Consider the following 14,698-nt stretch of genomic DNA (forward strand, 5'->3'; position numbering starts at 1 on the left):
AACCCCCTAGTATGGCCCGCCCCACGGGTGCAGAACGCCGGGTTCGACCCCGTTTCAGAAACAGGAGTGACCACAAAAGTGGCCGTAAAGATTCGCCTTAAGCGCTTCGGTAAGATGCGCGCACCGTACTACCGCATTGTCGTTGCAGACTCACGCACCAAGCGTGATGGTCGTGCCATCGAAGAAATCGGCAAGTACCACCCCACCGAAGAGCCCTCATACATCGAGGTTAACTCCGAGCGTGCCCAGTACTGGCTGTCCGTCGGCGCCCAGCCGTCCGAGCAGGTTGCCGCGATCCTCAAGATCACCGGTGACTGGCAGAAGTTCAAGGGTCTTCCCGGCCAGGAAGGTACCTTGAAGACGAAAGCCCCCAAGGTTGCCTTCGTTGCTCCGGAAAAGCGCTCCGTGATCATCCCGGAAGCCATCACCAAGAAGGCCAAGGCGGAAGCTCCGGCTGAAGCAGGCGCCGAAGCAGAGACCACCGAGGCTGAGTAAATTGCTGGCAGAAGCGCTCGAACACCTTGTCCGCGGGATTGTTGACAGCCCCGAGGACGTCAAGGTCAGTGCCAAGAACAACCGCCGCGGGGACACCCTCGAGGTACGCGTTCATCAGGATGATCTTGGTCGGGTGATCGGCCGTCAGGGCCGCACCGCACGTGCATTGCGCACTGTGGTGGCAGCTTTGGCGAATGGCGAGCAGGTCCGGGTCGACGTCGTCGACACTGACCGCCGCCGGTAATCGCGCCAGCAACACTTGTCTTGGGTCCGGCCCCTTCACCAGATGGTGGAGGGGCCGGACTTTTTTGAGATCCACTACCCTTCCCAAGAGCGGCAGCTCGAAACCATTCATCCCGAATCCGGAACAGAGGAACAGATGCAGCTTCAGGTGGCACGAATCGGAAAACCCCACGGTATCCGCGGTGAGGTGACCGTACAGGTGTTGACGGATGCGCCGGGGGATCGCTTTGTCCCTGGTACCGAGTTCGTGGTGGAACCGGCGTCCGCCGGTCCGCTGACGATTCTGAGCGCCCGCTGGAACAAGGACATCCTGCTGCTCGGATTCGAGGAGATTGAGACCCGCAATGAGGCGGAGACACTCCGCGGAGCGAAGCTCTTCATTGAAACAGAGGAGCTGGAGGACGATGACGACGAAGGCTGGTATGAGCACGAGCTCGTGGGGCTTGAGGCGCGGGTGGGGTCAGAGGTCGTTGGCAAAATCGCCGCTCTCACCACCCTGCCGGTTCAGGACCTCCTGACCGTCAAAACACCTGAAGGCAAGGAAATCCTGGTTCCGTTTGTGGAACAAATTGTCCCCGAGGTCAACGTTGCAGAAGGTTATGTGCTGATCACGCCCCCGCCGGGCCTCTTTGGCATAAATGAAGAAGGCGGCGCCGCAGATGGCGAAGAGGCCGCATCCTCCCAAGCCGGGGACGACGACTAAATGCAGATCGACGTCGTCAGTATCTTTCCGGAATATCTGGCGCCTTTGGAGCTCTCCCTGATCGGAAAAGCCCGTCAGGACGGACTGCTTGACCTGAAGGTGCACGACCTGCGCGAATTCACCACTGACCGGCACCGGACCGTCGATGACACTCCGTACGGCGGCGGAGCAGGCATGGTCATGAAGGCCGAGCCCTGGGCTCAGGCGCTTTCCTCCATTGCGGAGGCGGGACACGCCGGCGAGAAGCCAGTACTGATCGTTCCGTCGCCAGCTGGAGAGCGCTTCAACCAGGCGCTGGCCCACGAGCTGGCGGAAGAAGAGCAGCTTATTTTTGCCTGCGGACGGTATGAAGGCATAGACGAGAGGGTCATCGAGTGGGCCGCGGAACACTTCACGGTCCGCCCGATGAGTCTTGGCGACTACGTCCTGAACGGCGGCGAAGTTGCCGTACTGGCCATGGTTGAAGCGATTGTCCGGCTACTGCCCGGCGTTGTCGGCAATCCGGAATCCCTTGTGGAGGAGTCGCACGCGGACGGACTGCTCGAATACCCCGTATACACGAAACCTTCCACCTGGCGTGACCGTGAAGTGCCGCCCATCCTTTTGAGCGGAAACCACGGGAAAATCGCCCAGTGGCGGCGCCACGAGCAGTACCGGCGCACGGCGGCCCGTCGCCCGGATCTACTGGACGGTTTTGATGCGACAAAACTGACCCGCGCGGACCGCACGGAATTTTCGGACCTCGGGTACGACGTCGTCGACGGCCGCCTGCACCGGCGACCCGACATGCCGGTAAACGATCAGGGCTGAGGGATTCGCCTCAAGGCCTCGCATGTGGCAAAATTAGTCCTTGTGCCTACTGGGTGCGAACCTGCCACAGGGGGAGCGTAACCAACAGCCTGGCGCCCCGGAGCCGTCAATCAGTGACGGAACCGGAACAGCAACTTTCGGCGGAAATTTCCGGGCCATCAAAATCCGGGCTTGGCCGCCGTGACCCAAAGTAAATGACCTGTGGCGTTTACCAGGAGTGGATCAATGCAAATCCTCGATTCCGTAGATGCAGCCTCGCTGCGCACCGATGTTCCTGAGTTCCGCGCGGGTGACACCCTCAAGGTTCACGTCAACATCATCGAAGGCAAGAACTCCCGTATCCAGGTCTTCCAGGGCTTTGTCCTCGGCCGCCAGGGCGACGGTATCCGCGAAACCTTCACCGTCCGCAAAGTCTCCTTCGGTGTCGGCGTAGAGCGTACCTTCCCGGTACACTCCCCGATCATCGACAAGATCGAGCTCGTTACCAAGGGTGACGTGCGTCGGGCCAAGCTTTACTACATGCGCGCACTGCGCGGTAAGGCCGCCAAGATCAAGGAAAAGCGCGACTTCCAGACCGCCAAGTAAGTCTCCGGACTTTCGAAGCGGGTCCGCAACCCGTATCCGGCCGCGCCGGAGCCATCCGCAACAGCGCCACAGGATACGGATCATGGACAACACAAAACGCCAGCACGGGAGACCGGGCTGGCGTTTTGTTTTGCTTGCGCTCCTCGTCGCAGTAGCCATCAGCGGGCTGGTCCGGTCTCTTTGGCTGGATATTTACTACATCCCGTCGGCGTCGATGGAGCCGCTGTTTGAAACGGGAGACCGGATCCTGGTGTCCCGGACGGACTTCCGGACGCAGCCCATCAGCCGTGGAGACGTAGTGGTCTTCGACGGCCGGGGGACCTTTGCTCCGCTGAATAGCGGCCAGGGTCCATTGCTGGACGCAGCCTCAAGCCTGGGCCACTGGTTAGGGCTGACGGGCAGTGACACCACCTATGTAAAACGGGTAATCGGGCTCCCGGGAGACCACGTGGTGTGTTGCGAAAGCGACGGCAGACTCACAGTGAACGGCCAGTCTCTTGAGGAACCCTATGTGTATGACGGCGACGTGCCGAGCAAGCAGAAGTTCAGTGTGATCGTGCCGTCCGGACGGTTATGGTTACTCGGTGATCACCGGTCCATGTCAGCCGATTCGCGGAGCCTGCTGGGAGCCCCCGGCGGCGGGATGGTTCCCGTGGACCGCGTCATGGGCAGACCGGTACAGATCATCTGGCCGCTTGATAGATTTGGCTCAGTGGAACGGCCTTCCAAGGCCGAGACAACAACGAAGGATGGACAGTAGATGCCCGAGACCGACCCCCGGGATTCCGGGTCGCACGAGCGGGACGAGTCCGGACACCTTCCGTTCACCGGGGTGGCCCCCGCTGCGGCGGCTTCAGGTGTGCCTGCTTCAGGTCTGCCGGCTGCCGACCGGGCAGGCAGCGGAGCGTCTGTGCTTGGGCGCGCTGCACAAAGGCGTGCTGAAAGCGGCAAGGCCAAGAAGGAGGACCATAGCCCCAACCAGCTTCTCCTCTGGCTGAAGGAAGTAGCCACGGTGGTGGCCATTGCCATTGTCCTATCCTTCCTCATCAAAACTTTCCTGTTCCGCGCCTTCTATATTCCGTCCGAATCCATGGTCAACACCCTGGACATCAGCGACCGGATCTTCGTCAATCTGCTGGTTCCGGAACCCTTCGCGCTCCAGCGTGGCGACGTCGTGGTTTTCAAGGACACCAAGGGCTGGCTGCCTCAGACGCCTCATGAGGCGGACGGCCCCTTCACCTGGTTCGAAGATGCCGTGATCTTCGTGGGGCTGTTGCCTGACGATACGGAACAGCACCTTGTCAAACGTGTCATCGGGCTCCCTGGCGACCACGTGGTCTGTTGCGATGCTGGCGGACGGTTGACCGTCAACGGCGTTCCCTTGGACGAGAACTACGTGAATAAGGCTGAACCGCCCGAGATCAAGAACTTCGACGTCGTGGTCCCCGCCGGCAAGGTGTGGGTCATGGGGGACAACCGGAACCACTCCGCCGATTCCCGCGCACACCAGGACACCAACGGCGGATTCATCGATCTGCCTGATGTTGAGGGGAAGGCAGCGGTGATTGCGTGGCCTCTCAACAGGCTCGGCGTTCTTGACAACTATCCGGACGTTTTCAGAAGCGTCCCTGCTCCCGCGGCAAAGTAAATGGTTACCGAAGCCCCCACCCTTGACTACGAGCGCCGGTTCCTCAGCCGTGGCGTGCAGTTCCTTGCGGGCGTCGACGAGGTAGGCCGCGGTGCCTTGGCGGGACCCGTCACGGTGGGGATTACGGTGGTGGACCTTGGCCGGCAGGAACTCCTTGAGGACGTCCGGGACAGCAAACTACTCAAAGCGGAAGACCGGGAGCGGCTGGAGCCTCTGGTGAGAGGCTGGAGTGTGGCGTCTGCCGTAGGGCACGCATCGGCAAAGGAAATTGATTCGCTGGGCATCATCGCCGCACTGCGGACTGCCGGTAACCGGGCCTGGAATCAAATCCTCGCCCTCGGAATTACGCCTCAGGCCGTGCTGCTCGACGGAAGCCACAACTGGCTGACGCCGGACCCCCAACCATCGCTTTTCGACGAGCCGGGCCTTTTCGATGAACCTTCACTGTCCGGTGAGCCCTCGTCGCTGATCAGTGCCGTGCCTGAGCCCGGTTGTGAGGCTCCCGTTTACACCCTTGTGAAGGCCGACATGCAGTGCCTCAGTGTAGCGGCGGCGAGTGTCCTTGCGAAGGTGGAACGTGACCGCCTTATGCTTTCGCTGCATAGCGAGTATCCGGCTTTCGGCTGGAACGAGAACAAAGGTTACGGGACCGCTGCCCACCGCGAAGCTCTCCGCCTGTCCGGGCCAACCCCTTACCACCGGGTCAGCTGGCAGTTGTTCGGACCTGACGTTTGACCCAGGCTCCCGGCGCCTCTCGTGGCGCACAGCGCCTGCTGCATGGTGCAAGATGGAAGCATGAGTGCCGAGGATCTTGAGAACTACGAAACAGACATGGAGCTTCAGCTCTACCGCGAGTACCGGGACGTCGTCGGCCTGTTCAGCTACGTTGTCGAAACTGAGCGGCGGTTCTACCTCGCCAACCACGTCGACCTTCAGGCCCGGAGTGCCGACGGCGAGGTCTACTTCGATCTGACGCTGCAGGATGCGTGGGTATGGGACGTTTACCGCTCAGCCAGGTTTGTGAAGAGCGTACGGGTCATCACGTTCAAGGACGTCAACGTCGAAGAGCTCCCCCGTAGCGAAGAACTGGCGCTTCCCAAGGACGTCGACCTGGGCAACTAGCCCTCTGCCACTTCCCCTGCACAAACAACGTCGGGGCTGACTTACCCACATAGCGCAACATCTCCCTGTCTCGCCTTTCCTCTCCCCGCGAGGGTTGGTCTCGGAGGTAGAGATGAAAGCCAAAGACATACTTGGCCGGCGCGGGGAAGATCTTGCTGCCGGTTATCTGGAACTGCAGGGTATGCGGATTATCGACCGCAACTGGCGCTGCACGGACGGGGAAATTGACATTGTCGCGCTCGACGGCGACTCACTGGTCGTGGCCGAGGTCAAGACACGAACCTCGTTGTCCTACGGGCATCCGTTTGAGGCCGTCGGTGTCAGCAAACTGGCCCGGCTGCACCGCCTGGCTGCCGCCTGGTGCCGCGACCATGAGCTGAGGATGCCGCTGCGCCGGGTGGATGTTATAGCCGTGGTTGACGACGGCGTCGGCGATCCCGTGGTGGAGCACCTCAAGGGTGTGGGCTAGGTGGGGCTGGGCAGGGCCTACTCCGTTGCCTTGGTGGGGCTGAACGGATACATCGTCGAAGTAGAAGCAGACATCGGGCAGACCCTTCCGGCCTTCGTGATCCTCGGCTTGCCGGATGCGAGCCTTAACGAGGCCAAGGAGCGGATCCGTTCGGCGGCGCAGAATTCCGGTATTCCACTCAGCCGGCGGAAGATTACAGCCAACCTGATCCCCGCCTCTCTGCCTAAACGCGGCTCGGGGTTCGATCTGGCGATTACCATGTCGGTCCTCCGGGCAGCCAACGACATCAGGAGCACAGAGCGGACCGTCTTCATTTCCGAGTTGGGCCTTGACGGACGGCTTCGGCCTGTTCGCGGAATCCTGCCGGCCGTGATGGCCGCTGTCCAGGCAGGGTATCCGGATATCGTGGTGGCGCAGGCAAATGCGGCCGAGGCTCAGCTCGTGCCCGGCGCACGGGTGAGGGGATACAAGACCCTCGCACGTCTGGCCTTCGATTTCGGGGCTGATCCCCAGGAACTTGCCTTGGACTTCGAACCGGAGGACGAAGAGCCCTGCGATCCCGAGGATGCTGCGCGGCCCACCCCCGATATGAGCGACGTATCCGGACAAGGGGATGCGCGGCGTGCGTTGGAGGTCGCCGCGGCGGGCGCTCACCATTTGCTCCTGACCGGTCCTCCGGGCGCAGGTAAAACGATGCTTGCGGAGCGGCTTCCCGGGCTCCTTCCCGATCTTGGCGACACCGAGGCGATGGAAGTTACGGCCATACATTCGCTGTGCTCCTTGCCCTCAGCTTCTGCTCAGCTTGTCCGGAGACCGCCCTTCGAGAATCCACACCACAGTGCCACTTCGGCTGCCATTATCGGCGGAGGGTCAGGCCTGCCCCGCCCCGGGGCAGCCTCACGGGCACATCGTGGGGTCCTTTTCCTTGACGAGGCGCCGGAGTACGAGCGGCGTGTCCTTGATGCGCTGCGCCAGCCGCTGGAGAGCGGTGAACTGGTCATCCACCGTTCCGCAGGCACGGCAGCGTACCCCGCCCGTTTCCAGTTGGTGCTGGCGTCCAATCCCTGCCCCTGCGGCAAGGCTTCGGGGAAAGGGCTGGACTGTACGTGTACTCCGATGATGAGGCGCCGCTACGTGGCGAGGATGTCAGGACCGCTCCTTGACCGCGTGGACATCCAACTGGAGGTCGAACGGGTCTCCTTGGCAGAGTTTGGGCAGTCCGGAGGGGAAGAAGACACCAGAACCATTGCCGCGCGCGTTGGAGCTGCCCGGAACAGGCAGTCGGAGCGGCTCTTGCCTTTTGGGATGGAGACAAATTCGCAGGTGCCGGGCCGTGTTCTGCGGGGAATCCTGCGGTTACCGGCGCCCACAACGCGGATTCTGGACCACTCGCTGGAACGTGGTGTGTTGACTGCACGGGGATATGACAGGGTTCTCCGTTTGGCGTGGACTCTTGCCGATCTCGGAGAACGCGGCAGTCCTGATTCCAATGACATCGGACAGGCACTCGCTTTGCGGCAGGCAGCCACATCGGCTGCGGCCTGAGAGGAAAAGATGACTGACAACGAGCGATCAGCCAGGGCGGCGCTGTCCAGGCTGATGGAACCCCAGGACGCGGCTGGTACGGCACTGGTAAGCGTAGTGGGGGCAACAGATGCACTGCGGATTGCCACTGGCCAAATAGCGGCCGGACCGGAACTTGAGCGTGATATCACAACGGTACTTGCGGACAGCGGCGGCGGAAGCCAATGGCCCGGGCTGGGGGCGGCGCTGAAACGATGGGCTCCACGGATACCGGATCTGGCACCGGAACGGGACCTTGCAACCATGCAACGGCTGGGAGGACGCACGATCATTCCCACTGATGATCTCTGGCCTGGCCAATTGGAGGATCTGGGCATTCATCAGCCGCTGTGCCTGTGGTGGCGGGGCGTGGAACAGGTGCTGCCACCAGCAGCCATGTCCGTGGCCCTCGTTGGTTCCCGTGACAGCACGAGCTACGGCGCATCGGTGACAGGGGATCTCGCCTATTCTCTGGCCCAACGCGGTTTCACAATCGTGTCCGGCGGGGCATACGGCATTGACGCCCATGCCCACCGGGCCGCACTTAGCGGAGGAACAGCACCGATTCCCACCATCGCAGTGATGGCAGGAGGCGTTGACCGCTTCTATCCATCGGGCAACGAGGACCTTCTGAGGGCGGTAGCCAATCAAGGCGCTGTCATTGCAGAGGTGCCGCCGGGCTCTGCCCCTACCCGGTACCGTTTTCTCCAACGGAACCGGCTGATCGCAGCTTTGACGGCCGTCACTGTTGTGGTGGAAGCGAGATGGCGCTCCGGAGCGCTCAATACTGCTCATCATGCCGAGAGCCTCGGAAGGGTCGTCGGAGCCGTTCCCGGCTCCGTGCACAGCGCAAACTCGGCTGGCTGTCATCGCCTGCTGAGGGAGGGCGGTGCAGTGTGCGTCACGGACGCTGGTGACGTGGCAGAACTGGTTGGCCCCAGCGGAAGCTCGCTGCCGGACGACAAGCGCGGGGCAGCGGCAGACCATGACGGCCTGACGCTTGAAGACCTGATCCTTCTGGACGCGCTTCCGCTGCGCACCACGAGTTCGGTGGAAAAACTTACCGCAGTGGCCGGCCTGGGCATCGAATCGGTCCGTGCCGGGCTGGGGCGGCTTGGTCTCCTTGGCCTTGCCGTATCTGAGGGTGGAGGCTGGAAGCGGTCAAAGAAATCGTGCTGAACAGAGCGCGTGAGCCAGGGACTCGCCGCCGGCGTGCTTGATCCGCGAGCAAATGGTGGGAAAGTGAAGGCGTGAAGATCCAAGATCTGCCCCCGGCGCTTGCCGGCGCTGCCGACAGCTTCGGCAAGTACCTCGTGGGGGAGCGGGCCCGGTCGCAGCATACGGTGCGGGCCTATCTTTCGGACCTGGATAGCCTTCTTGTCCACGTTGTATCTGAAGGAATCAGCAGTCCGGAGGAGATAGAGCTCGGGACGTTGCGCCGTTGGCTGGGCGCCCAGAGTGAAGCCGGGATATCCCGGTCAACTCTCGCGCGGCGGGCGGCCACCGCGCGGGCCTTTACTTCCTGGGCGCTGCGCGAGGAGCTGATCGCTGTGGATCCGGCTCTCAGGCTTAAGGCGCCTAAGCGGGAAGGGTCCCTCCCTGGCGTCCTCAACCAGCAACAGGTTTCGCGGCTTCTGACGGATCTGGAAACCACAGCGGCGGCCGGTGAGCCCATCCCGTTGAGGAACCGCGCAATGGTGGAACTGCTGTACGCAACGGGCGTGCGCGTGGGGGAGCTTGCCGGCATGGACGTCGACGATCTCGATCCGGACAGGAGGACACTGCGTGTCCTGGGCAAAGGCAATAAAGAGCGCACGGTACCCTACGGTCTCCCCGCGGCAGTCGCTGTGGATGACTGGCTCCGTCGCGGAAGGCCACGGCTGGCTACGGAAGTAAGTGGCCCCGCGCTCTTCCTGGGCCTGCGGGGAAAGCGGGTTGACCAGCGCCAGGTGCGGACGGTCGTTGAAGGCCTGCTGGAGGCCCTGGGAGATACATCGGCCACCGGGCCCCATGCCCTGCGTCACTCCGCAGCCACCCATTTGCTCGACGGCGGAGCTGACCTCCGGGCCGTCCAGGAAATACTGGGCCACAGCAGCCTTGCCACCACCCAGATCTACACCCATGTCTCAGTGGACCGCTTGCGGAGGAGCTACCTTCAGGCCCATCCCCGCGCCTGAACAGAGGCCCATTTCCCCGGGGCCCGCTATGGTCAGGAGACGGACCACCCGAAGTCAAGGTACCGTACTTCATCTTGGAATTGCACTGGCGTAATTAGGCGTGGTACGGCACAATAAGACTCACGTCGGCAACTCTCAACTGATGCTTGAAGCTAAGAACCGGGCATCTACTTGAAGCCGACGTTGCTCTGAAAATTTCATAAGTCTGGCAAGGATCACCCGCACCATGCGGTAACCGGGCAGCGGACACACATCCAGGCAGAGGTCGTTGGGGAAGACGTACCTACAGCTATGGAGGATGGAATGTCTGTTGCAATGACCCGCGGTGTGTTGTTCATTCACTCGGCCCCGACTGCCCTGTGCCCGCACGTTGAGTGGGCTATCGGGTCAGTCGTGGACAAGCGAACGGACCTGGAGTGGACTGCTCAGCCTGCTGCGCCCGGAATGTTCCGGGCGGAGCTGTCGTGGACGGGCAACCAGGGAACAGGGGCCCAGCTCGCTTCTGCGCTGCGAGGTTGGGCCCATTTGCGCTATGAAGTCACGGAAGAGCCCAGCCCGGGTGTCGATGGCGGGCGCTGGTCACACACCCCGGAGCTCGGCATTTTTCATGCCATGACGGACGTTCACGGAAACATCATGGTTTCTGAAGACCGCATCCGTTACGCCTACGAATCAGGCGCCGGCGATCCTTCCGCCGTCTACCACGAACTCTCATTGGCACTCGGCGAGGCTTGGGATGAGGAACTGGAACCGTTCAGGCACGCCGCGGAAGGTGCACCTGTCCGCTGGCTGCATCAGGTCGGCTAGAAGCTGCCGGCCTGTCCACCTCAGGCGTGTCGAAAGCGGGCCGAATTACGCTTCCATCCACGTGCCTCCACTGATTGACTCTCCATAGCACAGAAGTGGCCCCCGCCGGAGTGAACTGCTCGGCGGGGGCCACTTCTGCATATGGCTGTGAATCGGTGTCAGACGCTGCGGACTGCGATGACCGCGTTGTGGCCCCCGAAACCGAAGGAGTTGCTGAGCGCGACGATATTCCCGGAAGGGAGATCGCGGGCGGAGGTCACGACGTCGAGCGGGATTTCAGGATCCTGGTTTTCAAGGTTGATAGTCACCGGCGCCTTCCGTTCATAGACGGCGAGCACTGTCAGTACCGCTTCGACGGCACCTGAGGCGCCCAGGAGGTGCCCCATCTGCGACTTGGTGGCAGAGACGGCCACGTTCTCCAGATGGGAACCCAGCGCGGCCTTGAGCGCCGTGTACTCGGGCTTGTCGCCTACCGGAGTCGAGGTGGCGTGTGCATTCACGTGGACAACGTCCTCCGCCTGCACCCGTCCGTCAAACATGGCGGCCTTCAAGGCGCGGGTTGCGCCGAGGCCTTCCGGATCCGGGGCAGTGATATGGTACGCGTCAGCTGTCACCGATGTGCCTGCAAGCTCGGCATAAATGCGTGCGCCGCGGGCAAGGGCGTGTTCTTCGGCTTCGAGGACAATGGCGCCGGCGCCTTCACCCATCACAAAGCCGTCCCGGTCCCTGTCGTACGGCCGTGAGGCGCCCTGGGGGTTTTCATTGCGCCGGGACAGTGCCTGCATGGAGGAGAAGGCTGCGATCGGCATCGGGTGGATCGCAGCTTCCGCACCGCCGCAGACAACGACGTCCGCTTTGCCGGAACGGATCAGTTCAAGGCCAAGGTGCAAAGCTTCCGTTCCGGAGGCGCATGCTGAGACGGGGGTGTGGGCGCCTGCACGGGCACCGAGGTCAAGGCTGACTGCTGCGGCCACTCCATTGGGCATCAGCATCGGAACGGTCATGGGAAGAACCCGCCGGGGGCCTTTTTCGCGCAGGGTGTCCCAGGCATCGAGGAGGGTCCACACTCCGCCAATGCCGGTTGCAAAGGCAACGGCGAGCCGGTCGTGATCAACTTCGGTGATCCCGGAGTCACCCCAGGCTTCCCGGGCGGCGATGACGCCGAACTGCGTGGACGGGTCCATCCGCTTTGCTTCAACCCGCGCCAGCACGTCCAGGGCCGGGGTGGAGGCCCGCGCAGCAAAGTGGACAGGAAGCTCAAACTTGGCCACCCAGTCATCTTCGAGGGTGCGGGCTCCGGAGACGCCCTTCAGCGCATTCGTCCACATCGTGGGTACGTCGCCGCCGATGGGCGTGGTGGCACCCAGACCGGTAATGACTACTTTGCGTGTCATGGGATCACTCTCTGTCGGTGCTTGCCGCGCCCTGCGTTGGTGGCCGGAAGGCTGAGCGGGGGGCGTGCGTAAGGATCTTTCGAAAACTTGGTATTTCTGGGGACTGCCGGTCCCGGTCGCGGAATCGCAGACCGGGACCAGCGGCCCTTAGGCTTTAGGCCTGAAACCCGGACTAGGCCTGGGCGTTGGAAATGAAGCTGACGGCGTCGCCAACGGTCTTGAGGTTCTTGACCTCTTCGTCCGGGATGCGCACGCCGAACTTCTCTTCTGCGTTGACCACGATGGTCATCATGGAGATGGAGTCGATGTCCAGGTCCTCGGTGAAGGACTTGTCCAGCTCTACTGCCTCGGTAGCCAGGCCGGTCTCTTCGTTAACGATTTCAGCCAGGCCGGCCAGGATCTCTTCGTTGCTAGCCATTGATGGCTCCTTTTCTTGTGTTGCCGGCAGTTACCGGAAATGGTGCAAACCGCGGATACGGCTTGGTGTGGAAAGATGCGTGTCTTTTAGAACGTATTCAGTTGTTGGATCGGGCCGGAAGACCGGTGCTTAGGGGAGCACGATCACCTGGGCGCCGAAGACCAGGCCTGCTCCGAAGCCGATCTGCAGGGCAAGCCCGCCGCTTAGGGCGGGGTTTTCCTTGAGGAGCCTGTGGGTGGCCAGGGGTATGGATGCGGCGGAGGTGTTACCAGCTTCGGCGATGTCCCTGGCAACGGTGACCGTCTCGGGGAGTTTGAGCTTCTTCACCATCTCATCGATGATTCGCATGTTGGCCTGGTGGGGTACGAAGGCCACGAGGTCATCAGCCGTGACGCCTGCCGCGTCGAGCGCTTGCTGGGCAACCTTGGCCATCTCCCACACTGCCCAACGGAAAACGGTCTGGCCATCCTGGCGGAGAGTGGGCCAGATGGCTGCTTCGGTTACAGCGGCTTCGGCGGTGTTCAAGGCCGTGAGGGTAGCGCTTCCATGGGCAGTGTTCCCATGAGCAGGGTTTCGCTGGGAGTTGACCCGGGACGTCAGTCCCTGCGGGTCAAGTGCCTGATCACGGGCTTCATTAAGGGAGTGCGTCATGCCGATGGCATCCCACTTGCTGCCGTCCGAACCCCAGACCGACGGACCGATGCCGGGAGTGTCCGACGGGCCAATGACCACTGCACCGGCGCCGTCACCGAGGAGGAAGGATATGGTCCGCTCCGTGTTGTCGATGACGTCAGAGAGTTTCTCCGCGCCAACCACCAGCACGTACTCTGCGGCTCCGGACCTGACGAGGGCATCGCCTTGGGCAATGCCGTAGCAGTAGCCCGCGCAGGCAGCGGAGATGTCGAACGCCGGAGCGGGCGTGGCTCCGATCCGATCTGCAAGGCTCGCTGCAGCGGACGGCGTCGCGTAGGGGTGGGTCACTGTGGAGACAATCACCGCGCCCAGCTGGGAGGCATCGATGCCTGCCTTCTGGAGGGCCTCGCGGGCCGCGCCCTCTGCCATATCGATCACGCTGACATCAGCGGCTGCACGGTGCCGGGTGACGATGCCCGTGCGTTGCCGGATCCATTCGTCCGAAGAGTCGATCCACTGGCAGACGTCGTCGTTGGTGACGATGACATCCGGACGGTAGGCGCCAAGGCCGAGGATCCTGGTGTTCGGGTTGACGGGTGCCTGTTTGAGAACGGGAACGCTCATGACTGGCCATCCAGTTCTGCGAAGAGGGCAAGGGCTGCGGAAAGGTCTTCGGGGGTCTTGACAGCAACTGTCTTGACGCCTGGCATTCCTCGCTTGGCGAGACCGGTAAGGGTCCCTGCGGGGGCGAGTTCAATGACTCCGGTGACGCCTCTCTGGACCAGGGACTCCATGCACAGGTCCCAGCGGACCGGCCGGGACACCTGGGCGATGAGGCTCTCCACCGCGGCGGAGCCCTCCGTCACTGCCTGGCCGTCAAAGTTGGACAGGAGGGGTACCTGGGGGTTCTGCGGGGACAGGGTGGGCTTCAAGGCCTCCAGTGCGCTCACAGCCGGCGACATGTGCGAGGTGTGGAATGCCCCGGCAACTTTCAAGGGGATGACCCGCGCCTTGGCCGGTGGATTGTCGGCGAGGAACTTCAGCTGATCGAAGGTGCCCGCGGCCACGGTCTGGCCGGCTCCATTGACGTTGGCGGGTGTCGCCCCTGAGGCTTCAATGGCAGCGAGGACCTCAACGGAATCTCCGCCCACAACAGCACTCATGCCGGTCGGCGTCACCGCCGCAGCTGCCGCCATGCTGTTGGCACGCTCACGGACGAAGGTCATGGCCTCGGCCTCAGTGACTACGCCTGCAAGGGCGGAAGCAGTGATCTCTCCCACCGAGTGGCCCGCCAGGACCACCGGCAGGGTGCTCAGTTCGACGTCGAACAGTGACTTTGCTGCCACCAGGCCGGCGGCCACAATCAAAGGCTGCGCAACAGCGGTGTCTTTGATTGTCTCTTCGTCAGAGGTGGTTCCATGAGCGGTGAGGTCAATGCCTGCGATTTCACTCAGGGCGGCCAGATGGCCTGCTACGGAAGGCAGTTCCAGCCAAGGGGCCAGAAAACCAGGGGTCTGGGAGCCCTGTCCAGGGCAGACGATTGCAAGCACGTATCCAGCTTTCCAAATTACCGAGCGATTCAGCGGTGCATTGATGCACCAAGCTCCATGGGTCAGTTTGTAGGAAGTCTA

Annotated in this window: 18 protein-coding genes; 14 read left to right on the forward strand and 4 right to left on the reverse strand. The window is 62.4% G+C overall.

Annotated features, from left to right (window positions below):
- The first annotated feature begins 78 nt into the window (after positions 1-78).
- The 14 genes from rpsP to MU551_RS14275 all read left to right on the forward strand — a co-directional run bounded on the left by rpsP (position 79) and on the right by MU551_RS14275 (position 10,622).
- Entirely contained in the window at positions 79-495 is a 417-nt protein-coding gene (gene rpsP / locus MU551_RS14210; RefSeq protein ID WP_247045665.1) for a 30S ribosomal protein S16, read from the forward strand.
- 1 nt (position 496) lies between these two features.
- Complete coding sequence (locus tag MU551_RS14215) at positions 497-739, forward strand: RNA-binding protein (RefSeq protein WP_247045668.1); 243 nt, start codon at positions 497-499, stop codon at positions 737-739.
- 135 nt (positions 740-874) lie between these two features.
- Positions 875-1,441, forward strand: coding sequence for a ribosome maturation factor RimM (gene rimM / locus MU551_RS14220; protein WP_247045922.1), 567 nt, complete (start codon positions 875-877; stop codon positions 1,439-1,441).
- Positions 1,442-2,251, forward strand: a complete 810-nt coding sequence (trmD, locus tag MU551_RS14225; protein WP_247045669.1) for a tRNA (guanosine(37)-N1)-methyltransferase TrmD — start codon at positions 1,442-1,444, stop codon at positions 2,249-2,251.
- A gap of 225 nt (positions 2,252-2,476) precedes the next feature.
- Complete coding sequence (gene rplS, locus MU551_RS14230; protein WP_247045671.1) at positions 2,477-2,836, forward strand: 50S ribosomal protein L19; 360 nt, start codon at positions 2,477-2,479, stop codon at positions 2,834-2,836.
- Between the two features lie 82 nt (positions 2,837-2,918).
- Complete coding sequence (lepB, locus tag MU551_RS14235; RefSeq protein ID WP_247045673.1) at positions 2,919-3,596, forward strand: signal peptidase I; 678 nt, start codon at positions 2,919-2,921, stop codon at positions 3,594-3,596.
- The gene (lepB, locus tag MU551_RS14240; RefSeq protein ID WP_247045676.1) at positions 3,597-4,484 is read left to right on the forward strand and encodes a signal peptidase I; all 888 of its coding nucleotides are present in this window, start codon (positions 3,597-3,599) and stop codon (positions 4,482-4,484) included.
- The gene (rnhB, locus tag MU551_RS14245; RefSeq protein WP_247045677.1) at positions 4,485-5,219 is read left to right on the forward strand and encodes a ribonuclease HII; all 735 of its coding nucleotides are present in this window, start codon (positions 4,485-4,487) and stop codon (positions 5,217-5,219) included.
- 60 nt (positions 5,220-5,279) lie between these two features.
- Entirely contained in the window at positions 5,280-5,606 is a 327-nt protein-coding gene (locus MU551_RS14250; RefSeq protein WP_056632617.1) for a DUF2469 domain-containing protein, read from the forward strand.
- A gap of 112 nt (positions 5,607-5,718) precedes the next feature.
- Positions 5,719-6,075, forward strand: a complete 357-nt coding sequence (locus MU551_RS14255) for a YraN family protein (protein WP_247045679.1) — start codon at positions 5,719-5,721, stop codon at positions 6,073-6,075.
- Entirely contained in the window at positions 6,076-7,620 is a 1,545-nt protein-coding gene (locus tag MU551_RS14260) for a YifB family Mg chelatase-like AAA ATPase (protein ID WP_247045680.1), read from the forward strand. It begins immediately after the preceding gene.
- A gap of 9 nt (positions 7,621-7,629) precedes the next feature.
- Positions 7,630-8,817: a DNA-processing protein DprA gene (gene dprA, locus MU551_RS14265; RefSeq protein WP_247045682.1), complete on the forward strand. Its 1,188-nt coding sequence runs from the start codon at positions 7,630-7,632 to the stop codon at positions 8,815-8,817.
- 71 nt (positions 8,818-8,888) lie between these two features.
- Positions 8,889-9,815: a tyrosine recombinase XerC gene (locus tag MU551_RS14270; RefSeq protein ID WP_247045684.1), complete on the forward strand. Its 927-nt coding sequence runs from the start codon at positions 8,889-8,891 to the stop codon at positions 9,813-9,815.
- A 303-nt stretch (positions 9,816-10,118) separates the two neighbouring features.
- Positions 10,119-10,622 (forward strand): DUF3145 domain-containing protein, encoded by a 504-nt coding sequence (locus tag MU551_RS14275; protein WP_247045687.1) that lies wholly within the window; start codon positions 10,119-10,121, stop codon positions 10,620-10,622.
- Between the two features lie 158 nt (positions 10,623-10,780).
- Here MU551_RS14275 and MU551_RS14280 read toward each other — a convergent pair whose 3' ends face one another.
- The 4 genes from MU551_RS14280 to MU551_RS14295 all read right to left on the reverse strand — a co-directional run bounded on the left by MU551_RS14280 (position 10,781) and on the right by MU551_RS14295 (position 14,617).
- Positions 10,781-12,016: a beta-ketoacyl-[acyl-carrier-protein] synthase family protein gene (locus MU551_RS14280; protein ID WP_247045689.1), complete on the reverse strand. Its 1,236-nt coding sequence runs from the start codon at positions 12,014-12,016 to the stop codon at positions 10,781-10,783.
- 172 nt (positions 12,017-12,188) lie between these two features.
- Entirely contained in the window at positions 12,189-12,434 is a 246-nt protein-coding gene (locus tag MU551_RS14285; RefSeq protein WP_214840220.1) for an acyl carrier protein, read from the reverse strand.
- Between the two features lie 129 nt (positions 12,435-12,563).
- Positions 12,564-13,691 (reverse strand): beta-ketoacyl-ACP synthase III, encoded by a 1,128-nt coding sequence (locus MU551_RS14290; protein ID WP_247045691.1) that lies wholly within the window; start codon positions 13,689-13,691, stop codon positions 12,564-12,566.
- Complete coding sequence (locus MU551_RS14295) at positions 13,688-14,617, reverse strand: ACP S-malonyltransferase (protein ID WP_247045693.1); 930 nt, start codon at positions 14,615-14,617, stop codon at positions 13,688-13,690. The genes MU551_RS14290 and MU551_RS14295 overlap by 4 nt, the downstream gene beginning before the upstream one ends.
- Positions 14,618-14,698 lie beyond the last annotated feature (81 nt).

Origin of the sequence: Arthrobacter rhizosphaerae (assembly GCF_023062595.1) — a bacterium.
In the GTDB taxonomy this organism is placed as follows: Bacteria; Actinomycetota; Actinomycetes; order Actinomycetales; family Micrococcaceae; genus Arthrobacter; species Arthrobacter rhizosphaerae.